Genomic DNA, 24,303 nt, shown 5'->3' on the forward strand with positions numbered 1-24,303 from the left:
GCCGGCCATCGGCTGGCATCACGGATCCGGGCGCAACCTGGAAATTGCGAAGCAAGCATTTGAACCCGTTTACAACGCTCCGGCGCCACCTCTCGCCCGCACAGATCAATTTCTATTTTTCGATCATCTGCTTTTTTTCGCCGCCGGTGCTCGGCTCGCTGGTCAGCATCGCCTTCAATGCCGGTGGCGTGTGGTCGGTAATGCTGCTGGCCGCGAAGCGGCGGCGCTTCAACATCGACCGGCCGATGCTCACCTTGACGATGGCGATCTATGCCTATTGCGCGACCATGGTGCTTGCTTCGATCGTCAATGGCACGCTGGCGGCCGATCTGCGGCTCTTCCTGCCGCTGATCACCTTCCTGCTCTTCCCCATCTCCTATTCGACATGGAGCATCACCGAGAAGACCACGCTGGCACGCATCGCCATTCTGGCAAGCGCCGCGGCCTGCTTCGGCGCATTGGCGATCGCCATCGTCCAGTATCACTGGCTGGGCACGAGGGCCGAGGGCGGCGCCGGAAACGCGATCGTCTTCGCGACCGTCACCTGCCTTGCCGTCATGCTATGCCTCGCCGGCGCCCTGTCGGGCATCGAGACGCGCTGGAAGCTGCTGGTCCTGGCGGCGACCGCCGGAACCGTGGCGATCGTCTATTCGGGGTCGCGCATGATCTGGGTGGCCGTGCCGATTACCGGCATCGTCGTCCTTCTCATCAATCGCCGCCGGTTCGCCGGCGCCAGCGTGGCGCGCTTCCTGGCGATTGGCCTTGTCGCCGCCGTTGTGATCGCCGCCATCGGCTCCCGCGTCATCCTGGATCGAGCCGACTTCCTGGTCAGCGACTGGGACGCGCTGAACGCCAATGGCGATCATTCGACGGCACTCGGCTTGCGCGTGGCGATGTGGGAAATCGGCGTTCACGCGTTTCGCGAGATGCCGATTTTCGGCCACGGCATCTCGGCCAGCCGGGCGCTGATGAAGCAGGCGCTTCAGGACCAGTTCGGCGTGCAGCAGACCCTCAGTCATTTCCACAATGGCTTCCTGACGGCGCTGGTCCAGGCCGGCCTGCTGGGAGCGCTGGCCCTGGCGTCGATCTTCATCGTTGCCGCCTGGAATGCGGCAAGGACGCTGCGTTTCAGCGCGGACCCGCTGGAGCGGTTCGGCGCGACGGTGATCCTTGTCGCGGTCATCACCTATCTCATCGCCGGAATGACCGGTATGCTCATCGGCCACGACATCCTCGACGCGACGCTGATGGTGTTCCTGGTTTCGGGAACCTACCTTGCGTCCGGGCGGACGGTAACGCCGATCGGGAAAAGCGCGCCCGCCATGTCGCCGCACGCCAGCCCGCAACCATGAAGGTTCTGGTCACCGGCGCGACAGGCTTCGTTGGACAACGGATTGCCAGCCGGTTGCGCGAGGCGGGGTTTGACTTGCGGATTGCCTCCCGCCTGCCGCAACGCCTTGCGGGCGCGGATGATGCCGTCGCCTTGCCCGGCGCCGATGCGCCACAGGAAGCCTTTCTCGCGCTGATGCCGGATGTGACGCATGTCGTCCACTGCGCGGCGCTCAACAATGATCGCGGCGCCGGCGAGGCCGACTTGCGGACCGTCAACGCGACACTGACAGGACGGCTCGCCCAGGCGGCCGCCAAGCGCTCCGAAGGGCGCTTCATCTACCTGTCCTCTGTCCGCGCCGTGGTGGGAGCCGATTTCAGCGGCACGATCGACGAGGCCACGCCTCCTGCCCCGCAATGCGCCTACGGGCGCTCCAAGCGCGAAGGCGAGATCGCAATGCTGGAGGCTTTTGAGACCGCCAGACGCGTCGGGGCGACGGCGCTGCGGCTGCCGCCGGTCTATGGCGAAGGCGTGAAGGGAAATCTGCACGGGCTGATGCGTCTCGCCGCCACTGGCCTGCCGCTGCCCGCAGCCGCTTTGACCGCGGTTCGTTCGCTGGTCTCCCATGACGCGGTGGCCGGCGCGGTGACGCATCTCCTGGCCCGCCCGACGCCGCCGCGCCCGACCTATGTCCTGGCCGATGCCTCGCCGGTTGCGCTGTCTGAAATCATCGCCGCGTTCCGGCGCGGATACGGCCGGCCGGCCCGACTGCTCCCCATGCCGGCCTGGCCCTTCCGGCTGCTGGCGACGCTCAGTGGCCGACAGGCGTCGTGGCAGGCTTTGGTGGCCACGCAGATCTGCGATCCGTCGCTGCTGGCCTCGGAAGGCTGGATGCCGGAGACCGACACGCTCGGCCGGCTCGAGGACCTGGCGCGGCAGGCGGGCTAGAGCATTTCACCGTTTCCGCGAAACGCCCTATGCGCGGTAGAAGGTGCCCAGCAATATCCTGAGATCCAGGCGAACGGTGGCGGCCTGGACGTAGGCCGCGTCGGTTTCGGCGCAGCGTCTCGGATCGGACATGTCGATCCCCTTGATCTGCGCCAAACCGGTTATGCCCGGAAGGGCTGCGAGCACGCCAAGCTGCTTGCGCCGCTCGATCAGTTCCGTCTGCGTCGGCAGGCACGGACGCGGTCCCACAAGGCTCATCTCGCCTTTGAGCACGTTCCAGAGCTGCGGCAACTCGTCGATCTTGGTTGCGCGCAGCACCTTGCCTACCGCGGTGACTGAATTGGCCGGCGCCTGGTGGGTAGGCAAGGAGGGTGTGTCGCGACGCATCGTGCGCAGCTTGCGGCAGGAAAAGAGCGCGCCATCCCGCCCGACGCGGATTTGCGAGAAGATGGCGGGGCCCGGCGACGTCGCCCGGATCGCCAGCATCGCGACCAGCACGATCGGCGACGTCGCCGCCAGCATCACCGCCCCAACAGCCAGATCAAAGGCGCGCTTGGCCGTCACGGTTCAGATCCGGCGCGAAAGGAAAGCGAGGTAGAGCCCGAGCGTGCCCATGAGGGTCTGCCGGTAGACGCCGCTTTTGCCGAGCAGGCTGAAGCGCCTGAAGGTGCTGCCCTTGCGCGCCCTGATGAACAGGCGCAGGCAAAGCGCCGCATCGCGCGCGATGAGGTCGCGGTTGACGGCAAGGCCCCTGAGATTGCTGTCGGTCCAGGTGGCGAACTGGCCCTGAAACAGCCGTCCGAGCCGTGAAAGCCTTGCCTTCCACGAGACGTTGGCGCCGACGAGGTTTGCCGCGTGCTGGCGGTATCTGACCAGCGGCCGCGGCTCGTAGCGGACCTTGCCGCCGGCGGCGGTGACGATGAGATAGGCCCACCAGTCATGGCTGACGAATTCGGTCCTTGCCGATGCTTTCGCCAGGAGGTCGCGCGCCTTGCGGTTGAAAAGCATGGTGTTGCCGCCGGCGATGCTTTGCACCAGCGCGTTGCGGAAAGACGGCGGGCGGCGAAACAGCGGCGAATAGCCGGCTGGGATGCCGGTCTGCGAAATGGTTGCCGTGCGCGAGCAGAACAGGAGCGGCATGTCGATATCCTCTCCCTCCATCCAGCGGATGGCGCTCTCCAGCCGATCCGGCTCCCAGACATCGTCCTGGTCGCAAAAGGCATAGTAATCGGCATCGATGCGGGGATCGATGACCATCGAACGGAAATTGGCGGCGAAGCCCTTTCGCGGGCCATCCACCAGCGTAAGGGAGCCCTTGTTCCAGCGGGATCGCCAAGCCTCGACGATCGCGACCGTGGCGTCCGTCGAGCCGTCGTCGGAAACCCACAGATCGACTGCAGGCCAGGACTGCGCGAAAAGGGATTCCAATTGCTCGCCGATGAATGCCGCGCCATCCCTCGTGCCCATGAGAACGGCCACGCGCTGATCTTTTGCGGTCAAGGTCTCTGAACCCGCGGGGGCATTCGAACAGGCTTCAACTGCCGATTTCGGGTGGGCGGCACTGGTCTAACCGATCTGAACGGCCGTTTTCGGCACCGCCTGCCCGCGCGCGCCGATATCTTCCTCGGCCTGGTTGAACCCGGCCAGGACGGCAAGCGCGGCGGCTTTGTCGCGATCGTGCATCGCGGCCACCAGCGCCGGCAGCGCCGCCTCGATCCTGGGCCATTGCACGACGTCACTCCTGAGGCCGAAGAGCTTGGCGATGTCGAGCTTGACGACCTCTTCATTCTCGCCATGCAGCGTCTCATGCAGCTTCTCGCCGGGCCTGATGCCGGTGAAGCGGATCGGAATGTCCGTGTAGGGGCTTTTGCCGGCCATGCGGATCATGGTTTCGGCGACTTCGAGGATCGGCACCGGCTTGCCCATGTCGAGCATGTAGATGGCGTAGTCGTCCTTGCCCTGGCGCTGCTCGGCATCGGCGGCCGACATGATGACGAGATCGACCGCCTCGGCCACGGTCATGAAATAGCGGGTCATGCGGCGGTCGGTGATGGTGACCGGCCCGCCGGCCTCGATCTGCGCCTGAAAGATGGTCGCCACCGAGCCATTGGAGCCGAAGACATTGCCGAAGCGCACGGCAATGAACTTGGTGCCGGAACGATGCACGCTCGAGGCGACGGCCCGGTGACCGTTCGCGGCATGCAGGGGCGATGGCGTGGCATAGGTTTCATGCAGCGAGGAGACGATCTGCTCGGCCGCGCGCTTGGTGACACCGAGAACGGAAGTCGGGTCGACGGCCTTGTCGCTGGAAATCAGCAGGAATTGCGGCACCCCGCATTCGGCGGCGACCTCGGCGCAGGCGAGCGTGCCGAAGACATTCGTCTCGATCGCCGCTTCCCAGTTCTCTTCCAGCAGCGGCACGTGCTTCAGCGCCGCGGCATGAAAGATGATCGCGGGTTTGAACTCGCTGACGAGACGCATCATGTGGGGCCGATCGGTGACGTCCACGATGCGGCTGGTCAGCCGGTCGCGGTAATGATCGTCGATCAGCTGATCGAGCTGGAAAATGCCGAATTCGGAATTGTCGGCCACCAGCACCGCCTCGGCGCCAAGCTCCAGCGCGCGCTTGACGAGCACGCGGCCGATGGAGCCGGCACCGCCGGTGACCATCACCCGCTTGCCGCCGACGAAGGCGCCGATGCGCGTGGTGTCGGTGGCGACCGCCGAGCGGCGCATGATGGTTTCCATCTCGACGGCATCGAGAACCAGCCTGCCGCCCTGCCCCAGCTCCGACAGGCCGGAAAACTGGACGACGGCGATGCCGCTGTGGCGGGCGACGCGAACCAGCTCGGCATAGTCCTCGATCTCGCGCTCGACCCCCTTGCCGAAGATCAGGAGGTCGAGGCTTTCCGTGCCCTTGACATAGTCCTCCAGCACCTCGACCAGGCGCGGCCTGAGCGCCACGACCGGAACGCCCTGGATCCGCGTGCCGAGCGGCGCGTCCATCTCGGTGGCCATGATGCCGGCGATGGCGTACTCGGCCGGCATCGCCGCGCGGGTGAAGCGCACGATCACGTCCGCTTCGCTCAGCCGGCCTATGAACAGCGCCTGCTTGACCGGCGCGTCGCCCGGAGCGCGGCGCAGGATGCGCCAGGACGCGCCGTCGCGCAGGAAGCGATAGTAAAGCCGGGGCGCCGAAATGATGGTGAAGGAGACCAGGAAAAAGACGATGAACTGGCGTTCGTTGAGGCCGGCTACCGGCTCGAAAAAGAAGCGGAAGGCAAGCGAGGCCAGATAAAGGACCACCGTGAGGCTGCCGCAGCCCTTGAGGATGTTGAAGAAGTCGGGCGTGGAGGCAAAGCGCCAGACGGTGTTGTAGAGGCCGCAGGAGCGAAACAGCAGATGGGCGATAAGCACGATGAGCGCCCAACAGGCCAGCCCGCGGGCGGAGAAGGCGGCAAAGGAAAGCCGCGACTGCGACAGGATCAGGCTGAGAGCCACCGCCACCAGGACCATGACGAGGTCCTGGATCATGATGATGGCGCGCCGCATCCTCGGTCTGAGTTCCGATACGGCTTCTACGTATGCGGTCATTGGGTGGCACTGAACTCCAGACGTCGGGACATGCTATCAGAACGGCGCAGGACAAAACACCGTCCGCCGCCACTCTGGATTGCAAATCCCCAACCCCGTCACCCGGTTATCGCCTTAGCGCGGAGTTGAAGGGAGGGCTAGAGGTTTTTTGGGTATACGAGATCCCGTTGATGATTTGTCTCGAAGCAACAACAGTTCAGACTGCTGGTCGCTTCAGGAAACTGCCGGGGCATCCACCAGATTCTGCTAATACACATCACCGAATGACGATCCGGCTTCATTAAGCCGCACCGCGTTGCCATAAGGCTGTCGCAATGGCTATGAAGGGGTGCTTGGCGGTCGTGTGGGCGTTAAACGAAGCAACAGAACAATAATTGTGGCACCACGGCGATGATTTCGGCACTGAACAGCGCCCTCAACGATATCTTCGGGGCGATGAAGCTGCGAAGGGTATGGATTGCCCTCGCCCATGAGGATATCGGTGACCAGCACCGGCGCACCACGCTTGGACCGCTCTGGCTGCTGGTCAATTATCTCGCGTTTGTGGGCACCTTCGTCTTCGTGTTCCAGCCCGCGGGCAAGGATGCCGCCGGCTATTCCGCCTATGTGGCCATTGGCCTGATGGTTTGGTTCTATCTGATGGAGATCATTTCTTTAAGTGTACCGCTCTTCAGGCGCGAGCGCAGCTTTATCGAAGGCACAACACTGCCTTTGTTCGTCTATGTGATGCGTCTGACAATGCAGTCTGCGATCCGTGCGGGTTATGCCGTGGCAGGGTGTATCGTCATCCTCCTGCTTAGCGGTTCGGACATGACGCCGGCTTGGCTTTGGTCGGGCGCCGGTCTGTTGCTGATTCTGCTCGCAACTCCCGGCATCGTCACCGTGTTCGCATTTGCTGGTGCCTTCTTTCCAGATAGCGAATTCATCATTGGCAATATGATGCGGGTGGGAATGTTCTTCACACCCGTCTTTTGGGTCTATTCAGGCCAGGGCGGCATTCAAAAGTATGCTCATCACTGGAACCCGTTCAGCTATTTCCTAGACATTGCCCGCGTTCCGATCCTTACTGGCGAATTCCCAGCCCATGCATTCACCGTCACGAGCACGGTTTCTATATGTATGTGGGCAATGGCATTGCTGCTGCTCGGCAGATATCGCCGGCAAATCGTTTTTATGATCTGAGATCCCTATGGTTTCCATCAAGTTGGACAACGTCAGCCTGGTTTATAAGCTGCACGAAAAATTGACCCTTTCCGCCCCAGACCGACGCATAAACGGCACGGGCGGCACAATTCAAGAGTCTGGCCGAAAGCAGTTCGTACGGGCATTGGATGATATCAGTTTCGAACTGAGTGCCGGCGACAGGCTCGGCCTTGTCGGACCTAACGGTGCAGGGAAGACCACCTTGCTGAAAGTTCTCTACGGTATCTATGAACCATCCGGAGGAACCGTTGCGATAAAGGGTAAGGTGGATGCGTTGTTCAACATCAACCTAGGATTTCGAGCCGAGGCGACGGGCCGTAGGAATATTGTTCTGCGAGGACTAATAAACGGATGGTCCGAGGCTGAGATCGAAGAGAAAATGGAGGACATCATCGCCTTTAGCGAACTCGGCGATTTCATCGACCTCCCATTCAAAGCATACAGTCAGGGCATGGCAGCGCGGCTCGCCTTTTCCGTGGCGACGGCGCTCGACCCAGAAATCCTGCTGATGGACGAATGGATCGGGGCCGGCGATGCCTCGTTTCAAACGAAGGCCAAGAGGCGGATGGATGAGTTAGCCGAAAAGGCGGGTATTATCATTCTAGCAAGCCATAGCGAAAGCCTACTCAACAACCTGTGCACGAAGTTACTCACACTGCGGAACGGCCGGAAAGAATCGCTCGTTCCAGTTTTGTCTAAACTGAACTTGGCGATAACTTCGAAATAATTTCCGCAATTGCATATTTCTCCGGTGTTAAAAACGCTAAATCCATATTTCCTTGCAAGTCGAACCAAGTCATTCGGCTGATAGCCTCAAGAGAGCCTAACCGGGGAGAAAAATATCTTCTGGGCTCCCTCCAAACAAATGTCTGAGGATTTCCGTTGTCCGAAACGGTTAGATACGAAAGTCTCGGAAAGAAATCGTGGATGGCATAGATCATCTTGTAGATATCACCATGCCATGCGGCACCCACTCCACCTTCGCGTATCCGAGTTGAAATAGCTAAATCCATATCTGGTACTGAGGAAAAAATATCTGATGGGATAGTATCATCGATAACCACCAGTGAGTTATCATGGGTGACTAAAATTGCATTACAAAAGTCGCGAAACGTCTGCTCGAATGTGTGCAATCCATCGAGAAAGACAATGTCGAACTTCTTTTTTGCCACCTCCATAAAGTATTTGTCGGAGGTTATCGGCCAAAAAATATTCCTCTTGGATTCCTTGAGCTTGGGATCGAATCTGAAGTACGGATCGACGCCTGTCCTGCTAGGAACAGAGACTGCAAAGAAAGTGTCGCCGTCAGCTACACCAATCTCAAGGTAGGTCTTTGCACCCACCGCCTCAGCTATGGCGTTGATCCGCCGACTAGAGTGCGTCCCCTCCATCGCCTTTAATCACCCTTCCTCGGCGTATCGAACGCTGCCCTTTCATTCACACAAGACTATATGTTCTTCCTAAGCCAAAGTCCGCCGCCCGGGTTCTTAAGCACGGGAGTTCTTGGATACGCGGCTACCTCTTTATGATGCCTTGCCGCAAAGTAGCTGTTAAAGAATATTATCTCAAACGCATTATTGTACAATAAAAACGCCCTAAGAAAATATAGCTCATTCCAACCCCTGTTCTGCTCAACGAGCCAGTCTTTTGGGTACTCAAACGGCCAGAAACAATCATGAAAATGCACCACGACTCCAGGCTGCAACTTGGGGAGTATGTTGAATATCTCGAAACTAACGTCGCTCCCGGCCTTAACAACATGGGAACTATCTATGAATAAGATATCGTTAGCTTCAAGAGACTCAAAATGGTGAACCGGAACGTTTTGAACTTTGTCTTCAATTATTGTCACATCCGACCGATCAGCTTCACGCAGAAGGCCATTCAAGGTATTAGGGTAAGGCTCGATAAACGTAAGTGCTATTTCCCTCCTGAAGACGTCACGCATGTCCAGCGCGAGGGCGGACGAGTATCCCGACCCGATCTCGATAATACGCCTTGGCTGCAGATGCCAAACGAGACCGAAGTAGATGGCAGAATCCCCATAGGAGTACATGTCGTTAGCGAAATGGTACCGATATCCGCCGGCCCCCTTCTCGTCACCGAAGGGCATTTCGAGTGTCCGCGGTGCTATACGTCTCCAGAGCGCCACCATTGCGTCAGCATTGAGGTTCAAGCCATCTACTTCCGAACTGGCCGTGGCGCCGGCTTGGCGAAGCGCCAACTCACGGTCCTCAAGGGACGGGATGGGGCTATAGAAATGCCCTGGCGGAACGAAAAATTCTTCAGTCATCAATTTCCATCAGTGCCGGAGAGTCTGGTCAGCCGCTCGGTATTCAGCATCTGCCGAGCGATGTCATTCAGGTTTCGATTGCGGACATCTTCGTAGCTTTCATCAAAGCCCCGCTGCCTGGAGGCTACTACAGCAGGGTCGGCTGGAACTCGATAAATCGACGTCAATTTCTCGCAAAAAGCGAAAGAACCGAGGGCCGAAAATCGACACCACAAATTCCAGTCCTCCAAAAGGTCCATATCTTCATGGAACCCGCCGCAGCTTTCGTACGCCAGCCGTCGAAACAGCACGGACTGAATAGCGGCAATATTCTCCACAAGGAGCCTACTCCTGTCGAAAGGCAGGCGATGAGAAGCCACCACGTCGTGTGACAGTTCCCGATACGTCTTGGCCACTGCATCGGTTTCGGTTCGGACCATCCAGGCAAGAGAGTAAGCACAGATAGAACGCGGATTCTTTTGTATAGTCTGAACCAGCGTCTCGATGTGATCTGGGAACAGAAGATCATCATCATCAAGGAAAAGAATCAAATCCCCCGTGGCAGCCTTTAGGCCTGCGTTGCCGGCAGCTGTTCGCCCGCCTTTTGTGGAGCAACAATAACAAATATCAGCCCCATAGACGCTTCGGACATCATCGACCAATTTACTCGCGCTCTCGCTCCGATCCTCAACAATAATGTGCTGTATATTAGGATATGTCTGCGTAAGGACAGAAGATATAGCCTCTTTGAGAAGCCAATCTCTTCCTTCAATAGTTCTGGTGATAATTGAAACTTTGGGCAAAACGCTATTTGAGAGATCTACCTTGTGCTTGAAAGTTGCACCGTCGCGAATGATGTCATAGTCGAATCCGGAAAACGGAAAAAAACCATTCCTTCGTTTGCGAGTAGTCATAAACGCCCGCCTATGCCTACGAACGGTCCGGATTGCAGCGTGGATCGCCCTTAATCGCGACTGATCGTGCGTCGTTGCCCTTAGCGCTCGCAAAAGCGCTTCTCCGACAAACGCGTCGATTGGCCGACCGTACCTATGACGAAGAAGCACGTTTGCGGCCAAAGAACCAGACAGTTGCAGCGGGCGAAACTCCTGCTGCTCGACGTCATTGTGATGAAGAAGTCGAGCAAAGGGTACGTAGCGCAAGCGCCAACCTGCCGCGCGAAGCCGGTACGACAGCTCGACATCCTCTCCGTACATGAAGAGGCGTTTTTCATATCCCCCGACAGATATGTAAGCGCTCCTTCGAAGCAAGACGCAAGCATGGCTGCACCAGTTGGTCTGCAGAGTAACCGGGTCGTGATATTTAGGATGCTGAAAAGGAACCTGCATAGCCTCCCAGCAACCGACGTCTGGGTTATCAGCAATCGCCGAGCCGACCATACAACGCAATAGATTGGAGTCGAATTCCACATCCACGTTGGTAACAAGCACGAATTCTGTTTTGCTCAGTGCAATCGCTGCATTGTTGCCTGCGCCGTATCCGTCATTTTTCCTGCGAATAATCGACGTACTTCCGAAAATTTTTCCGCAGTTCTGCGCCCAGGAGGTGACCTTGACTACTGTGTCATCGCTTGAATCGTTGTCAACGAATATCAAGTGTACCTTGTTTAGGGGATAGTTCGACTTTAGCAGCGAGGATGTAAATCCCTCTATCCATCGAGAGCTATTGTGAAGGACAATAGACATCGTGATGTCGACAAAATGAGCATCGGGTTGGACCTGCTTAGCAGCCCGGATGCACCCAACATGCCAATCGGAAAGGAGGGCTCTAGATCTTTCGGCGGCAAGGTCAGCGATAGCTGGCGGAATGTCGGCCGACACCGCAAAGCCGGATAGACTCGGAGCCTTCCACGCAGCATAAAGGCTCACAAGACGAGGACCACCCGGAAGCCAACTGATCGTATGCCGCATTAACTGCGTGAATCGCCTGAATCCCGATCTGCGAAGCGCCACCTGCGCTCTCAGCGCGTCGACCTGAGCCTCTAAGGCTCTAATACGACTAGCTTGCCTCTCCAACGCAACTTCGAGGTCCAACTGCCGCTCATTCCTCACGCACTCTGCGTCCGTATATTCTGGCGCGAGCCGCCTCTCAGTCTTCATCGACTCGGATTCCCCTCAAATGTCGGCACATTGTCGGTTCACAAGAGCAAGCCAATACCGTTGGTGACACTTCGCATCGCGAAGGTCTCGCCTGATATCGAAGGGGGCAGTCTCGCATCTTGATTGGGGCGGTAGATCAAAAAAAGTCTCCCGGGTCAAAAGAAATCCCCCTGACCGCGTTAGATTTTAGTGGAGCACGCAGTTGGTGGTTGACCCAGACGCTCACCGGCAATTATCGGACGCGTAGGGGGTAAAGAATGTCAGATTCGCCAAGCGTCGTGATCGTTCATATCGGGAAAACAGGAGGGACCTGGCTGAAAGATGCCCTGCGCCCATTTTATGACCATGAGGAAGTTTGTCAGCTCCAGTTTGAATCGCAATTTTCGAAGAACTTAGACGAATTGGCGACGTTTAAGCTATTCGATAGCCACATCGGTTATGACATAGCTTCGAAGCTAAACGGCCATTTGGTGACTGTGCTGCGCAATCCCTTCGATAGGATCGTGAGCCTTTATCACTACTGGAGAGAAGTTCCCGGCGCCGACTTCGGCCCAGGAGTTGCTAAGTCGTTGAGCTTTGAGGAATTTCTAGATAACCGTGACGATGCTGTTGTCTTAGACGTCGTTAATGCGCAAACATGGCAGATCGCGTTTGGAACGACGCTCGGCGCGCGCCATGAACACAGGAATATATCGCCAGATCAACTATTGAAGAGAGCCATCAAAAACCTCGAGAGTTTCGAGGTCGTGGGCATAACCGAAGCTATGCCTTTGTTGGCTGCGGAGATCGGACGCAAGCTTGGCCTCTCGATAGATGTTCGCATGGGTCGAAGCAACGTAACCCAGACACGACCGAGTCTTAGCGATATCCCTGTCTCGCTCCGTGACCGACTCTATCCGCTGGTGAATGTCGACCTTGTTCTCTACCAGCACGTCATCGAGCGTTATGTCGCTCCAGCGTGTTCTGCCAGCGTGGTGAGTGATCTGGGCAATCTTTTGCAGAACCAGGGCTAAGTGGAAGGTGACTTGGTTGCGACATCCGTCTCTTTGAAATTCCGTGGCGTTCTCAAATGCCCGCCCGCTAATCTATTGTAGTCAACGGATAGCAATGATGGAAAGTCTAAGCGGACGCTTCGATCCAAGGCTGCGGGGCCAAGGCCATATATTCATTAGCGGGACCGGCCGCGCCGGAACAACATTCCTGGTCCAACTTTTTACGGAATTGGGCTATGATACCGGCACATGGTCCGACGCTGATTACTTTCCTCATGCGCGGGCGGGACTAGAGCGAGATGTATTCGGCGCCGACCTCCCTGCCATAGTAAAGACACCGTTCCTTTGCGACTATGTCGATCAGGCGCTCTTCTCGGGCATCCAAATTGACCATGTAATCATTCCAGTCCGTAGAATGGTCGACGCGGCAGCCAGCCGCGCTCATGTTCAACTTGAAACCACGGGAACTAAGGATGGCAAAAGCGTCAACGGTGGACTGTGGGGAACTGAAATAGCCGAGGAACAGGCGGATGTTTTGAGTAGAAAATTCGCAAACCTTGTGGAGGCCCTTGTACGGCATGATATCTCTATCACGATGGTTTCATTTCCAAGATCAGCTACGGACGCCGCTTATCTTTTCAGGAAACTTTCCCCCATCATACCCTCCATCTCAGTGGATGTTTTTACGACGGCCTTCAACAATACGGCCAAACCGGCGATGATCCACAAATTCTCTTAGAACCCTTGACTCGTCTTCTGCGTGCTCTGAAGGCGTCATCTTAGAGCCAATTTTGTGGCAAGTGGGTAGATCGGCGACCTTGGCCTGACCTAAGATAACTTATCGCACCCGGCTGCTCGCACCACCCTCCCCACCGCCTCCCCCCACTCCGGCGCCGTCCACCCAAACAGACTCGCAAACTTCGCGCTCGACAGCCGCGAGTTGGCCGGGCGCCTGGCCCTGGTCGGATAGTCCGCCGTCGCGATATCGCGCACGGTCGCGTGCGGGCCACCAAACGCGCGGCTTGTGTCGAGGATGTGACGGGCAAAGCCGCTCCAGTTGGTGTCGCCTTCGCCCGCCAGATGGTAGACGCCGAAGGCAGCGAAATTCCTGTCGTCTCGCAGCCTCGCCGCCGTATGCAGGATCGCGTCGGCGATGTCGAGCGCCGAGGTCGGGTTTCCCCATTGGTCGGCGACCACGGCGATCTCGTCGCGATCGGCGGCCAGCCGCAGCATCGTCTTGACGAAGTTCCTGCCGAAGGGGCTGTAGACCCAGGCGGTGCGCAGGATGAGGTGGCGCGGGTTGGCGGCGGCCACGGCTTCCTCGCCGGCGAGCTTGGAGGCGCCGTAGATGCCGAGCGGGGCGGTGGCGTCTGTCTCGACATAGGCGCCGTCCTTGGTGCCGTCGAAGACATAGTCGGTCGACAGATGGATGACAGGCACTCCGAGCCTTGCCGCGGCTTCGGCCACCTTGCCGGCGCCGACGGCGTTCACCGCGAAGGCCAGGTCCTGCTCGTCCTCGGCCTGGTCGACAGCGGTGTAGGCGGCGGCGGAAACGACGATGTCCGGCCTTGCCGCTTCAAGCGCCGCGAACACCGTGTCTGGCCGCGCCAGATCGAGCGCCGGCCGGCCGACTGCGACGACTTCCACGTCGTCACGACCTCGCGCTGCCTCGACCAGGCTTGCGGCAACCTGGCCTTCGCGTCCGGTGACGGCAAGCCTCACGTCGGCACCTTCCAGCTTCCGGCCTCTGTTCCGGTTGGGTTGCTGGCGACCCGACTGTTTTGGCTGTTTGCGGCGGCACCGTGGCCCAGCCGCTCGCCGGCATAGCGCTGCTCGCGGATCGGCCCCCACCACCATTTGTTGTCGAGATACCAGTCGACGGTCCTTGCCAGGCCGCTGTCGAAATTCTCCCGCGGCGCCCAGCCGAGATCGCGCGCGATCTTGGAGGCGTCGATCGCATAGCGCCGGTCATGGCCTGGGCGGTCGGTGACGAAGGTGATCAGCTCGCGATAGCGCTTGCCGCCGGCGCGCGGGCGCCTGACGTCGAGCAGATCGCAGATCGTCTCGACGACGCCGAGATTGGTGCGCTCGGAATTGCCGCCGACATTGTAGCTCTCGCCCGGCCGTCCCTTGGTAGCCACCAGCTCGAGGGCCCGCGCGTGATCCTCGACGAACAGCCAGTCGCGCACATTGGCGCCGGCGCCGTAAACGGGCAGCGGCCTCTCGTCGAGCGCGTTGAGGATGACCAGCGGGATCAGCTTTTCAGGGAAATGGTACGGCCCGTAATTGTTCGAGCAGTTGGACAGCACCACCGGCAGGCCGTAGGTCTCGTGCCAGGCCCGCACCAGATGGTCGGATGCCGCCTTCGAGGCCGAATAGGGCGAGGACGGCGCATAAGGCGTCTCCTCCACGAACATGCCTCCGTCGAAAGGAAGATCGCCGAAGACCTCGTCGGTCGAGATATGGTGGAAGCGGAAGCCGGACTTGCGCTCCTCGGACAGCCCGCGCCAGTATTCCAGCGCCGCATTGAGGATGCGGTAGGTGCCGACGATGTTGGTCTCGATGAAGGCGCCGGGGCCGTCGATCGAGCGGTCGACATGGCTTTCGGCGGCGAGGTTCATGACGATGTCGATGTCGTCGCGGCGCAAGATCTCCAGCACCGTGCGCTCGTCGCAGATGTCGGCCTGCTCGAAACGGTAATTGTGCGCGTTCTCGATCGGCCGCAGCGACGCGAGGTTGCCGGCATAGGTGAGCTTATCGAGGTTGGTGACGCGGTAGGCCGGGTTGGCGCACAGATGCCGGCACACGGCCGAGCCGATGAAGCCGGCGCCGCCGGTGACCAGGAAATTCATGCCACCCTCTCCGCGGACTCAAACACCTGTGCCATGGCCAGCGCTGGCGCTTTTTGGTCCTTGTCCGAAAGCTGGAATCCGCCGGCAAGCGCCGGCCACTCGATGCCGATCGCAGGGTCGTCGAAACGGATCGACCGGTCATGCTCGGGCGAATAGGTGTCGGTCACCTTGTAGATCACCTCCGTATCCGGCACGAGCGTGACGAAGCCGTGCGCGAACCCCTTCGGCACCAGAATCTGGTTGCCCTTCTCGGCGGACACCTCGAGCGCAACCCATTTGCCGAAAGTCGGCGAGGCGCGGCGGATGTCGACCGCGACATCGAACACGCTGCCCCTGACGACGCGCAGCAGCTTGTCCTGGGCGCGCGGCGGCAATTGGTAGTGCAGCCCGCGCAGCACGCCGGCCGCGGCGGAATAGGAATGGTTGTCCTGCACGAAATCGAGATCGATGCCGGCCTCGGCGAAGCGTTGGGCATTCCAGGTCTCGCTGAAGAAGCCGCGCGCGTCGCCATGCCGCTTCGGCACGATCTCCAGCACGCCGTCGAGGCCGAGCGGCCTAACCTCAAGCACCCCGCTCCTCCATCAGATCGGCCACCCGCCGGCGCAGATAGGCGGCATATTCGTTCTTGCCGAGCCGCGCGGCGCGATCCAGAACCTTGTCGGCGCTGATCCAGTCCTGCTCCAGCGCAATCTCCTCGGGGCACGCGATCTTGATGCCCTGGCGGTGCTCGATCGTGCGCACGAAGGACGCTGCCTCGAGCAGGCTGTCATGCGTGCCGGTATCCAGCCAGGCATAGCCGCGGCCGAGGCGGTGGACGTGCAGCTCGCCACGCTCGAGATAGACATTGTTGACGGCCGTGATCTCGAGCTCGCCGCGGGCCGAAGGGCGGATGGTCGAGGCAATGTCGACCACTTTGTTGTCATAGAAATAAAGACCGGTCACGGCCCAGTTGGACTTCGGCTTTTGCGGCTTCTCCTCGATCGTCAAAGCCCTGCCGGTGACCTTGTCGAAGGAAACCACGCCATAACGCTCGGGATCGTCGACATAATAGGCGAAGACGGAGGCGCCGCCGTCGCGCATCGCCGCCTCGCGGCAGAGCTGCGACAGGCCGCCGCCGAAATAGATGTTGTCGCCAAGAATCATCGACACGCTGTCCTTGCCGATGAAGTCGCGGCCGATGATGAAGGCTTCGGCGAGACCATTAGGTTGCGGCTGCTCGGCATAGGAGAGATCCAGGCCGAATTCGGAACCGTCGCCCAGCAAAGCCTGGAAGACGGGCAAGTCGCGCGGAGTTGAAATGACCAGGATTTCGCGGATTCCCGCGAGCATCAGCACGCTCAACGGGTAGTAGATCATAGGCTTGTCGTAGATCGGCAGTATTTGCTTAGATACCGCTAATGTAAGCGGATAAAGTCGTGTCCCGCTGCCGCCCGCAAGGATAATTCCTTTCAACAAGCTCTCCTTGAACTACCGCGGCCCCCGCCTCGATGCTAAGTTGCCCGTGCTTAGGTTTCAGGCACCGGCTTGTCAATCTCAGCTTCGAGTCCTTCCTGACGCTGTTTCTGCTTTGTACCATCCGGCATGCGGTGGTTTCGAGCGAAATCCGACCGCAGCCATGAAAAAGGGCCGGCGGGCGCCTGTCGCCCGCCGGCCCTTCTTTCGTCGATCGCGATCAGCCGCGCTTGAGCAATGCCCATACCGCCGGCACGAGGCTTGCCGCCAAAGCCACCTTGATCAGGTCGCCGGCAATGAACGGCAGAACGCCGAACTGCCAGGACTTTTCCGGCCCGATGAGCATCGCCAGCCAGGCAAAGCCCATGGCCATCATGACGACCTCGGCGGCCAGCATGGCGCCGAACAGCTTGAATGGACTGCGGTCCCAGCCGCGATCCGCGGCCCAGCCGGCGATCGCCGCCATGACCACGAAGCCGGCGAGATAGCCGCCCGTCGAGCCCAGCATATAGGCGATGCCGATGCCCTTTTCCGGCGTGCCCTGGAAGACCGGCAAGCCAAATGCGCCTTCGGCGAGGTAGAGAAGCAGCGTAGCGACGGCGAGGCGCAGGCCGAAGGCCGAGGCGATCAGCAGCACGGCGAGCGTCTGCAGCGACAGATCGACCGGGCCGAGCACCACTTTGGTCTTGGCCGAAAGCGTGAGCAACAGGGTTCCGGCGAGTGCCAGGAAGAGCTGGGTCGCGAGCCGCGCGGCGCCCCGCTCCGGCAGAGTGAGAGAAACGAGCGGACGCATCGTGGTTGCAATTGCCATGGTCTTCCTCATTCTGGCTGATTTGCTGGCTTTGATTTTCCTATATTGGCTTCCGTATCGGGCGGCAATCATTTTGCCGCGTTGCAAAGGAATCCGGCATGGCGCTTGAGTTCGATACCAGCTTCGACCCGGCCTATGGCCGGGCAGTCACGGTTGCGCCGGACGTGCTGCGCATCACCGCCGGAAATCCGAGCCCGTTCACCTTCCACGGCACCAACAGCTATGTCGTCGGCCGCGACACGCTGGCGGTGATCGATCCTGGGCCGGAAGACGACGCGCATCTCGATACGCTGCTCACGGCGATCGCCGGCCGGCCGGTCAGCCACATTTTCGTCAGCCACACCCATCGCGACCATTCGCCCCTGGCGGCGCGCCTGAAGGAGCATACCGGGGCGCCGACGCTTGCCGAAGGCCCGCACCGGCCAGCGCGGCCCTTGCGCATCGGCGAGGTCAATCCGCTCGATGCCAGCGCCGACCTGGGTTTCGTTCCCGATGTCGCGCTGGCCGACAATGCGCTGACCGAGGGCGACGGCTGGGCAATCCGCACCGTGCTGACGCCCGGCCACACCGCCAACCACGCCGTCTTTGCCCTCGAGGGAACCGGCACCCTGTTTTCAGCCGACCATGTCATGGCCTGGTCGACCTCGATCGTCGCGCCGCCGGACGGTGCCATGGCCGACTATATGAGCTCCCTCGACAGGCTGCTGGCGCGCGATGATCGTCTGCTGCTGCCGGGCCATGGCGGACCCGTGACCGCGCCGCAAAGGTTCATGCGCGGCCTGAAGACGCATCGCAAGATGCGTGAACGGGCGATCCTAGAACGCATCCGCGCCGGCGACCGGACAGTCAAGGAGATGGTCGCGGCGATCTATCGCGACACCGACCCGCGGCTGCACGGTGCCGCGGGCCTGTCGGTGCTCGCTCATCTTGAGGACCTCGTCGCGCGCGGCCTGGTCGCAACCGAGGGCGAGCCCGCGATCGACGGCATTTTCACGCCTGCCGGATAGGCTATTCGGCCGGCGCCGCGCCGACCTGGCCGGCGACTTCCTGGTCGAGCTCGCTGAGGAAATCCGTGATGCGGGCGGCGTTGTCGCCGAGGTCGTAGCGGCCGTAGCGCGAGGCCGAGCGCATGTCGACGATGACCTGCTCGCCATCGTCAGTGACGCGGATGGCGACGTCGGCCGGCAGTCCCAGCACGAAGCCCTTGGCCAGCGCATTGATCGTCGCCTCGCTCTGCCCGTTGATGTCGGGATAAGGCGCCGTCAGTTGCCAGTCGCGGCGGTCGAGCACGGTTTCGACAGCGTCGACGACGGTTTCGAAAGGCAAATTGTAGCTGTGGCCGCTGACCAGAGGATAGGCATCGGCCTGCAGGCTCTGTTCGCCCGGGGTCGGCGGCGACAGCTCGTTCATGTCGCTCGTCCGGTCGCTGGTGTCCAGAACCGGCGGATCGTCGAGATCGGTCGAGATGTCGCGCAGCGGCGGGTAGATCGTGGCCCAGTAGACGACGACGCCATAGGGCGCCAGAACCAGCAGCGCCAGCAGCGCGCCGACGCTGAGATCGCGGCCGCCGCGATCGCCGAAACTCCACACCCTCGACAGGCCGAGACCCGCCAGGAACAGGGCGAGCGCCGCCAGCAGCGCGACGACCGCAAGCACCCACAGGAAGGGCGGCGTCTCGACGAAACCGAGCCGGTAACCGGCAACGACGGTGAGCAAAAGGACGAGGGAAAATGCCCCGATCCGCCGCGACCAGCCGGCCGCCCTCGACGTCTGCCGTTCAGGAATAGATGCCATTCTTTGCCGTATCGTCCCAACCCGGGCCGAGAGTTACCGGTTTTTGGCGCCGGCTTGAAGCCGAAAGATCGAACATTTTCGTCAATCCGTCGGCAGGCGGTAATCCTTGAACTGGTCGCGCAGGCTGGTCTTCTGGATCTTGCCAGTGGCGGTGTGCGGAATTTCGCCGACGAAGGCGACGTCGTCGGGCATCCACCATTTCGCCACCTTGCCGCTCATGAAGGTGAGGATGTCACCCTTGCTCGGCTCCCGGCCGGGCTTGCGCACGACGACAAGCAAGGGCCGCTCGCCCCATTTGGAATGCGGGATGCCGATCGCCGCAGCCTCCGCCACGTCCGGGTGGCCGACGGCGAGGTTCTCCAGGTCGATGGTCGATATCCATTCGCCGCCGGACTTGATGACATCCTTGGCTCGGTCGGTGATCTGCATGTAGCCGCTGGCGTCGATATGGGCGACATCGCCGGTGTCGAACCAGCCGTCGGCATCGAACTGCTCGGCGCCGGCGCCGCCATAATAGGCGCGGGCCACCGCCGGGCCACGCACTTTGAGATGTCCAAAGGTCTTGCCGTCCCAGGGCAGCGCGTTGTCGTCGTCGTCGGTCACTTTCATCTCGACGCCGAAGGGCGGAAAACCCTGCTTGCCCTGGACATCCAGCCGGGCCTCGCCGGTCAGGGTCTCATATTGCGGCTTCAGCGTGCACAGCGTGCCGAGCGGCGACATCTCCGTCATGCCCCAGGCATGCACCACCTGCACATCGTAGTTGTCCTGGAACTTGGCGGTGATGGCGCGCGGGCAGGACGAACCGCCGATGACCACCTTCTTCAGGTGAGGCAGCTTCTTGCCGGTTTCCTCCAGATGTTGCAGCAGCATCATCCAGACGGTCGGCACGGCGGCGCTGAACGTCACCTTCTCCGTGTCGAGCAGTTCATAGATCGAAGCGCCGTCCATCTTGCAGCCGGGCATCACCAGCTTGGCGCCGATCATCGGTCCGCTCTGGCCGAGCCCCCAGGCGTTGGCGTGGAACATCGGCACGACAGGCAGGATCACATCCCGGGTGGATATGCCCATGGCGTCGGGCATCGCGGCCATCATGGCGTGAAGGACATTGGAGCGGTGGCTGTAAAGCACGCCTTTCGGGTCGCCCGTCGTGCCCGAAGTGTAGCACATGCCGGCGGCGGTATTCTCGTCAAAGGTCTTCCAGGCGAAGTCGCCATCGGCCTCGGCCAACCATTCCTCGTAGGAGACGGTATTCGCCAGCGAGGTTTGCGGCATATGCGCCCGGTCGGTGAGCACGATCACCCGTCGCAGCGACCGGACCGCGCCGGCGATCTTTTCCAGGAGCGGCACGAAGGTCAGGTCGACGAAGATCGCCTTATCCTCGGCATTGTTCATGATCCAGGCGATCTGCTCGGGAAAAAGCCTCGGGTTGAGCGTGTGGTAGATCGCGCCGATGCCCATGATGCCGTACCAGGCCTCGACATGACGGGCCGTGTTCCAGGCAAGGGTCGCGATGCGGTCGCCGAGCCTGAAGCCGTCACGCTCGAGCCGCTGCGCCACCTTGAGCGACCGGCGATGGATTTCGGCGAAGGTCGTGCGCACGATCGGGCCTTCGATCGAACGCGACACGACCTCCCGGCCGCCATGCTGGCGTTCGGCGTGGTCGATCAGCTTGTGGCAAAGCAGCGGCCATTCCTGCATCAATCCGAGCATCTATTCCTCCCCTTTTGCGCGTTCGCGTCGTTTGTTTCACGCATTGTGGAAGGAACCGGCAGTTTGTCCAGCCGCCATAAGTCGAAGCCGGTGGATGGATCGAAGAACCAGGAAAACCGCCATAATCCGGCCATCCTCGCCGTTAAGTTTCGTTAACGGGCTGGGTGAGATTGGCGAATGGAGTGGTTCGCATGGACGCGCAGCTCGACGAAAAGGCCCTCGAAAGCACGCTTGCCGAAAGTCTGGACGATCTGACGCCGGACATCAAAACCGTTTCCGAAGATGAATTTGCCGAAGTCGTCGGCGGGGCACTGGAGGCCGTCGGCGGAACGCTGCTGTTCAAGATGCGCGTTGAAAACGGCGAGAACGGCGAGCATGTCGCTGCCGCCTGCATCGGCGACGCGGGCAACCGCCAATTCCTGCTGCTGACGCTGCCGACCAGCGGCGGCGCGCTCAAGGTCGAAACCGCGGCGAGAAGCACCAATCCGGTGGCCGGCATTGCCGCCGCCTACGCCGGCCTCATGGACGCCTTCAAGACAGCCGCCTGACGGCTTGCCACCAGACGTTCAATGAATGGTGATGGAGCCTCGCGCCGCGCGGGCTTGCGCGGCGCACTGGCCCGACACATGTAAGTCTCCCCCGAGAACGTTTCACGGTTTCACGGAAACGACGAAACGCTCCCCCTTTGTTTGACGCAATTCCGGGCGGGAAACCGCTTCGCACTTTCCTGCAATTGCTCGAGGAGACCATTCATGGACAAGTTCGCCAACCCTGCCCCCGGCTTCCAGCGCAATCCCGACAAGGTGATCACCGTCGAGCCCTATCGCGGCAGCGTCACCGTGCGCGCCGGCGATACCGTCATTGCGAGATCGAGCCGGGCCAAGGTGCTGTCGGAACCGCCATATCCTGCGGCCTTCTACATCCCTTTCGACGACATCGACTTCAGCAAGCTCTCCGGCAGCGAGCACTCGACGCATTGCCCGTACAAGGGGGATGCCAGCTACTGGAGCGTCCAGGAGGCCGGTGAAGCCGGCAGGAATGCCATGTGGGCTTACGAGCAGCCGTTCGACGAGATGACCGAGATCCGCAATCACGGCGCGTTCTACACGAGCAAGGTGACGGTCGAAGCCAAGCCCGACTGATCTCTCGATTGGGCGGAGCCGTCGCTGCGATTCGAGACAGACGAAGCCCAAGCGTCAATCTTGGAAGGATGTGGCTGCCAAAATTCAGCCGCAGCCACCCTCGCGCCGCGCGCTCAATCCGTCGTGCCGTCGTTACCTATACCGTCGGCATCGTCCAGGCGCACGAAGGTCATGCCTTTCTGCTTCAAGGCCAACAGCCCCTGAACCACGCCCCCGCCCGCCGCATGCGTCGGCTGGTTGATGTGGGCGATGATGACGTCGCCGTCCTTGGCGGCGCCGATGCGGCGTGCCGTTTCCTTGGCGCCGAGCAGCGAGCCGCCGTCGCCATTGACCGAGAAGCCGGCGATCTTGAAGCCCAGCTTGCGGATCATGGCGATCGCCGATGGGCTGTATTCCGCGGTGGCGCCGCGAAACCATTTGGGCGCCGGCCCGCCCGCGCTGGCGAGCGCCGCGGCGCCGGATTCAACCTCGGCCTGCACGGCGTCGGGGCTGCCGGCGCTGCTTATACCGTAAATCTTCCGCGGCGTATCGACCGCCGGAATGTGGCGGCCGCCATGGTTTTCCAATTCGAACAGATCAGGATGGGCCCGCATGATCTCGACGGCCGCGGCATTGCGCTTGAGCCAGATGCCGGTAACGAAGATGGTCGCCGGTATGCGGTTGTCGACAAGCGCCGAAAGAATTCGGGTGTCGGTTTTTCCGCCGCAAGCATCGAGCGTCAGGGCGACTCGCCCGCCCCCTTCCCCGGATTGCGGCTTCAGATGCAGCGTCGGCTCGACCAGCGTGGCTGCATTGCCGGACGACGCCGCGAACAGCGACAGCGCCATCGCACAAAGAGAGTTTCCAAGCCGACCCATCATCCATTCCAAACCAGCACTTTCGGCCGTCGCCGTGCCGCGCAAACAAAAACTCGCCTCAACAAGACCGGCATCTAGGCGAAAATCGGGACGGCAAACAGCGGCAGTCGCAAAAAGTTGCTTGGCCTTACATCGCGGTTTCCGAGGCCGTCTCCGTCCGCGCCAGAAGCTCGCGCACGGCACTGGCGACCGCATCCACTTCCAGGCGCCAGACGCAAAATGCCTTGCTCGGGTCGGTCCGGCGGCACTGGTCGCCGCCCACGCACTCGCAAGGCATGGAGGGCCGCAGCGAAACGCTGGGCACGCCGACCGGCGCCCAGCGGATCGGGTTGGTCAGGCCGAACAGGCCGACGACCGGCGTGCCGGCCGCGGCCGCTATATGCATCGGGCCGCTTTCATTGCCAAGGAAGAGCCGCGCTTCCTTGAGCAGCGCCAGCAGCGTTTCAAGCGACAGCGCTCCCACCAGGTTGACGACCGGCGCCTTGACCCTGGCCATGATCTGGTCGTTGGCCTCGGCCTCGTCGGGACCGCCGACCAAAACGGCGGAAAGACCAGTTTCGTTCGATATCGTGTCAATGACCTGGGCGAAGCGCTCGGGCTGCCACCGGCGTCCCGGAAAGCTTGCTCCGGCGTGCACAACCAGGAAGGCATTGCGCCGAAGACCGAACTTGTCCAGCAACGCCAGGACCCGCGCCGTTTCCACGGGCTGCGGCTGGATTGAGGGGAACCTCACTCGCAGATCCACGCCTAGCGCCTCGAGCGGAGAAAGATAGCGATAGAGGAAATGCGCCTCGCCGTAACCGAACGGCTTGGCCAGGACGTTGGCGGATTGGCGCTCGAATCGGCGCAACCGCCGTTCGGTCGGAAAATAGCCGACCCGAATCCTCGCATTGAGGATCATGGCGATGAAATGCGACGTTTTTGAATCGACCAGGTCGATGGTCATATCGAAGGCGAACCGGCGCAGCTCACGCACTATCCTGTAGAGTTCCAGGCCGCGCTGCAACACGCTGCCACGCGCGCTGGCGCGCTTGAAAGCGACGGTCTCAGCCGCGATCCCGTGCGCGGTCAGGAAGCTGGCGAAGCGCGCCTCGCAAAGGAAGACAATCCTGGCGTCCGGATAGGCGATCTGCAGATTGTTCGCCAGCGCCGAGGCAAGAACCAGATCGCCGATATATTTCGTTTGCAGGATCAGGATCGAGCGGACCGCTTCGAAGGGACCCTGCAAG

Annotated in this window: 24 protein-coding genes; 9 read left to right on the forward strand and 15 right to left on the reverse strand. The window is 60.9% G+C overall.

What is annotated here, in order from left to right:
- The first annotated feature begins 59 nt into the window (after positions 1-59).
- Positions 60-1,352 (forward strand): O-antigen ligase family protein, encoded by a 1,293-nt coding sequence (locus DPM35_RS03085; RefSeq protein ID WP_112125832.1) that lies wholly within the window; start codon positions 60-62, stop codon positions 1,350-1,352.
- On the forward strand, positions 1,349-2,278 hold the full coding sequence (locus tag DPM35_RS03090; protein ID WP_112125833.1) for an NAD-dependent epimerase/dehydratase family protein: 930 nt from the start codon (positions 1,349-1,351) through the stop codon (positions 2,276-2,278). Before DPM35_RS03085 ends, DPM35_RS03090 begins: the two co-directional genes overlap by 4 nt.
- Positions 2,279-2,305: 27 nt before the next feature.
- Here the strand turns inward: DPM35_RS03090 and DPM35_RS03095 are convergent, their stop codons facing one another.
- The 3 genes from DPM35_RS03095 to DPM35_RS03105 all read right to left on the reverse strand — a co-directional run bounded on the left by DPM35_RS03095 (position 2,306) and on the right by DPM35_RS03105 (position 5,872).
- A complete protein-coding gene (locus DPM35_RS03095) occupies positions 2,306-2,842 on the reverse strand; it encodes a sugar transferase (RefSeq protein ID WP_281004561.1) in 537 nt (178 codons plus the stop codon).
- Between the two features lie 3 nt (positions 2,843-2,845).
- On the reverse strand, positions 2,846-3,757 hold the full coding sequence (locus DPM35_RS03100) for a glycosyltransferase family 2 protein (protein WP_245431409.1): 912 nt from the start codon (positions 3,755-3,757) through the stop codon (positions 2,846-2,848).
- A gap of 87 nt (positions 3,758-3,844) precedes the next feature.
- Positions 3,845-5,872, reverse strand: coding sequence for a UDP-N-acetylglucosamine 4,6-dehydratase (locus DPM35_RS03105; RefSeq protein WP_181591898.1), 2,028 nt, complete (start codon positions 5,870-5,872; stop codon positions 3,845-3,847).
- Between the two features lie 390 nt (positions 5,873-6,262).
- On the opposite strand from DPM35_RS03105, the gene DPM35_RS03110 reads away from it, so the two are divergent.
- A complete protein-coding gene (locus tag DPM35_RS03110; protein ID WP_112125836.1) occupies positions 6,263-7,054 on the forward strand; it encodes an ABC transporter permease in 792 nt (263 codons plus the stop codon).
- Positions 7,055-7,061: 7 nt separating this feature from the next.
- The gene (locus DPM35_RS03115) at positions 7,062-7,802 is read left to right on the forward strand and encodes an ABC transporter ATP-binding protein (RefSeq protein WP_112125837.1); all 741 of its coding nucleotides are present in this window, start codon (positions 7,062-7,064) and stop codon (positions 7,800-7,802) included.
- Here DPM35_RS03115 and DPM35_RS03120 read toward each other — a convergent pair.
- Genes DPM35_RS03120 through DPM35_RS03130 form a run of 3 tightly spaced genes read right to left on the reverse strand, consistent with a single transcriptional unit; the run spans position 7,771 to position 11,275 of the window.
- Complete coding sequence (locus DPM35_RS03120) at positions 7,771-8,466, reverse strand: class I SAM-dependent methyltransferase (RefSeq protein WP_112125838.1); 696 nt, start codon at positions 8,464-8,466, stop codon at positions 7,771-7,773. The genes DPM35_RS03115 and DPM35_RS03120 overlap by 32 nt on opposite strands.
- A gap of 56 nt (positions 8,467-8,522) precedes the next feature.
- The gene (locus tag DPM35_RS03125; RefSeq protein WP_112125839.1) at positions 8,523-9,368 is read right to left on the reverse strand and encodes a class I SAM-dependent methyltransferase; all 846 of its coding nucleotides are present in this window, start codon (positions 9,366-9,368) and stop codon (positions 8,523-8,525) included.
- On the reverse strand, positions 9,368-11,275 hold the full coding sequence (locus DPM35_RS03130) for a glycosyltransferase family 2 protein (protein WP_181591899.1): 1,908 nt from the start codon (positions 11,273-11,275) through the stop codon (positions 9,368-9,370). Before DPM35_RS03130 ends, DPM35_RS03125 begins: the two co-directional genes overlap by 1 nt.
- A gap of 446 nt (positions 11,276-11,721) precedes the next feature.
- Between DPM35_RS03130 and DPM35_RS03135 the strand changes: the two genes are divergently transcribed.
- Complete coding sequence (locus DPM35_RS03135) at positions 11,722-12,477, forward strand: sulfotransferase domain-containing protein (protein ID WP_112125841.1); 756 nt, start codon at positions 11,722-11,724, stop codon at positions 12,475-12,477.
- 94 nt (positions 12,478-12,571) lie between these two features.
- A complete protein-coding gene (locus tag DPM35_RS32140) occupies positions 12,572-13,195 on the forward strand; it encodes a hypothetical protein (protein WP_146767913.1) in 624 nt (207 codons plus the stop codon).
- 89 nt (positions 13,196-13,284) lie between these two features.
- Here the strand turns inward: DPM35_RS32140 and rfbD are convergent, their stop codons facing one another.
- The 5 genes from rfbD to DPM35_RS03165 all read right to left on the reverse strand — a co-directional run bounded on the left by rfbD (position 13,285) and on the right by DPM35_RS03165 (position 17,571).
- Positions 13,285-14,178 carry a dTDP-4-dehydrorhamnose reductase gene (gene rfbD / locus DPM35_RS03145; protein WP_112125843.1) on the reverse strand — a complete coding sequence of 298 codons (894 nt, stop codon included), beginning with the start codon at positions 14,176-14,178 and terminating at the stop codon, positions 13,285-13,287.
- Positions 14,175-15,308 carry a dTDP-glucose 4,6-dehydratase gene (gene rfbB, locus DPM35_RS03150; protein ID WP_181591900.1) on the reverse strand — a complete coding sequence of 378 codons (1,134 nt, stop codon included), beginning with the start codon at positions 15,306-15,308 and terminating at the stop codon, positions 14,175-14,177. The genes rfbD and rfbB overlap by 4 nt, the downstream gene beginning before the upstream one ends.
- Entirely contained in the window at positions 15,305-15,877 is a 573-nt protein-coding gene (gene rfbC / locus DPM35_RS03155) for a dTDP-4-dehydrorhamnose 3,5-epimerase (protein ID WP_112125844.1), read from the reverse strand. The genes rfbB and rfbC overlap by 4 nt, the downstream gene beginning before the upstream one ends.
- Complete coding sequence (gene rfbA, locus DPM35_RS03160; RefSeq protein ID WP_112125845.1) at positions 15,870-16,760, reverse strand: glucose-1-phosphate thymidylyltransferase RfbA; 891 nt, start codon at positions 16,758-16,760, stop codon at positions 15,870-15,872. Before rfbA ends, rfbC begins: the two co-directional genes overlap by 8 nt.
- Positions 16,761-16,980: 220 nt before the next feature.
- Entirely contained in the window at positions 16,981-17,571 is a 591-nt protein-coding gene (locus DPM35_RS03165; RefSeq protein ID WP_112126223.1) for a biotin transporter BioY, read from the reverse strand.
- Positions 17,572-17,669: 98 nt separating this feature from the next.
- On the opposite strand from DPM35_RS03165, the gene DPM35_RS03170 reads away from it, so the two are divergent.
- A complete protein-coding gene (locus DPM35_RS03170) occupies positions 17,670-18,578 on the forward strand; it encodes an MBL fold metallo-hydrolase (protein WP_112125846.1) in 909 nt (302 codons plus the stop codon).
- A gap of 1 nt (position 18,579) precedes the next feature.
- Here the strand turns inward: DPM35_RS03170 and DPM35_RS03175 are convergent, their stop codons facing one another.
- Together DPM35_RS03175 and DPM35_RS03180 are read right to left on the reverse strand one after the other, a co-directional pair.
- Positions 18,580-19,365, reverse strand: a complete 786-nt coding sequence (locus DPM35_RS03175) for a DUF1499 domain-containing protein (protein ID WP_112125847.1) — start codon at positions 19,363-19,365, stop codon at positions 18,580-18,582.
- 81 nt (positions 19,366-19,446) lie between these two features.
- Complete coding sequence (locus DPM35_RS03180; RefSeq protein WP_112125848.1) at positions 19,447-21,075, reverse strand: fatty-acid--CoA ligase; 1,629 nt, start codon at positions 21,073-21,075, stop codon at positions 19,447-19,449.
- Between the two features lie 191 nt (positions 21,076-21,266).
- On the opposite strand from DPM35_RS03180, the gene DPM35_RS03185 reads away from it, so the two are divergent.
- Positions 21,267-21,623, forward strand: a complete 357-nt coding sequence (locus DPM35_RS03185; protein ID WP_112125849.1) for a hypothetical protein — start codon at positions 21,267-21,269, stop codon at positions 21,621-21,623.
- Positions 21,624-21,827: 204 nt separating this feature from the next.
- Positions 21,828-22,217, forward strand: coding sequence for a DUF427 domain-containing protein (locus DPM35_RS03190; RefSeq protein ID WP_112125850.1), 390 nt, complete (start codon positions 21,828-21,830; stop codon positions 22,215-22,217).
- A gap of 113 nt (positions 22,218-22,330) precedes the next feature.
- On the opposite strand, the gene DPM35_RS03195 is transcribed toward DPM35_RS03190, so the two are convergent.
- A complete protein-coding gene (locus tag DPM35_RS03195) occupies positions 22,331-23,074 on the reverse strand; it encodes a polysaccharide deacetylase family protein (protein WP_112126224.1) in 744 nt (247 codons plus the stop codon).
- 127 nt (positions 23,075-23,201) lie between these two features.
- A complete protein-coding gene (locus DPM35_RS03200; RefSeq protein ID WP_245431411.1) occupies positions 23,202-24,302 on the reverse strand; it encodes a glycosyltransferase family 9 protein in 1,101 nt (366 codons plus the stop codon).
- Between the last annotated feature and the right edge of the window lies 1 nt (position 24,303).

Source organism: Mesorhizobium atlanticum, assembly GCF_003289965.1.
Lineage (GTDB): Bacteria > Pseudomonadota > Alphaproteobacteria > Rhizobiales > Rhizobiaceae > Mesorhizobium > Mesorhizobium atlanticum.

What these genes read in the sequence shown, in the direction of transcription:
- DPM35_RS03090 (WP_112125833.1), top strand. Translation starts at nt 1,349, where the DNA reads ATGAAGGTTCTGGTCACCGGCGCGACAGGCTTCGTTGGACAACGGATT.
- DPM35_RS03105 (WP_181591898.1), bottom strand. Translation starts at nt 5,872, where the DNA reads ATGACCGCATACGTAGAAGCCGTATCGGAACTCAGACCGAGGATGCGG.
- DPM35_RS03110 (WP_112125836.1), top strand. Translation starts at nt 6,263, where the DNA reads ATGATTTCGGCACTGAACAGCGCCCTCAACGATATCTTCGGGGCGATG.
- DPM35_RS03115 (WP_112125837.1), top strand. Translation starts at nt 7,062, where the DNA reads ATGGTTTCCATCAAGTTGGACAACGTCAGCCTGGTTTATAAGCTGCAC.
- DPM35_RS03120 (WP_112125838.1), bottom strand. Translation starts at nt 8,466, where the DNA reads ATGGAGGGGACGCACTCTAGTCGGCGGATCAACGCCATAGCTGAGGCG.
- DPM35_RS03125 (WP_112125839.1), bottom strand. Translation starts at nt 9,368, where the DNA reads ATGACTGAAGAATTTTTCGTTCCGCCAGGGCATTTCTATAGCCCCATC.
- DPM35_RS03130 (WP_181591899.1), bottom strand. Translation starts at nt 11,275, where the DNA reads ATGCGGCATACGATCAGTTGGCTTCCGGGTGGTCCTCGTCTTGTGAGC.
- DPM35_RS03135 (WP_112125841.1), top strand. Translation starts at nt 11,722, where the DNA reads ATGTCAGATTCGCCAAGCGTCGTGATCGTTCATATCGGGAAAACAGGA.
- DPM35_RS32140 (WP_146767913.1), top strand. Translation starts at nt 12,572, where the DNA reads ATGATGGAAAGTCTAAGCGGACGCTTCGATCCAAGGCTGCGGGGCCAA.
- rfbB (WP_181591900.1), bottom strand. Translation starts at nt 15,308, where the DNA reads ATGAATTTCCTGGTCACCGGCGGCGCCGGCTTCATCGGCTCGGCCGTG.
- DPM35_RS03165 (WP_112126223.1), bottom strand. Translation starts at nt 17,571, where the DNA reads ATGGCAATTGCAACCACGATGCGTCCGCTCGTTTCTCTCACTCTGCCG.
- DPM35_RS03170 (WP_112125846.1), top strand. Translation starts at nt 17,670, where the DNA reads ATGGCGCTTGAGTTCGATACCAGCTTCGACCCGGCCTATGGCCGGGCA.
- DPM35_RS03175 (WP_112125847.1), bottom strand. Translation starts at nt 19,365, where the DNA reads ATGGCATCTATTCCTGAACGGCAGACGTCGAGGGCGGCCGGCTGGTCG.
- DPM35_RS03180 (WP_112125848.1), bottom strand. Translation starts at nt 21,075, where the DNA reads ATGCTCGGATTGATGCAGGAATGGCCGCTGCTTTGCCACAAGCTGATC.
- DPM35_RS03185 (WP_112125849.1), top strand. Translation starts at nt 21,267, where the DNA reads ATGGACGCGCAGCTCGACGAAAAGGCCCTCGAAAGCACGCTTGCCGAA.
- DPM35_RS03190 (WP_112125850.1), top strand. Translation starts at nt 21,828, where the DNA reads ATGGACAAGTTCGCCAACCCTGCCCCCGGCTTCCAGCGCAATCCCGAC.
- DPM35_RS03195 (WP_112126224.1), bottom strand. Translation starts at nt 23,074, where the DNA reads ATGGGTCGGCTTGGAAACTCTCTTTGTGCGATGGCGCTGTCGCTGTTC.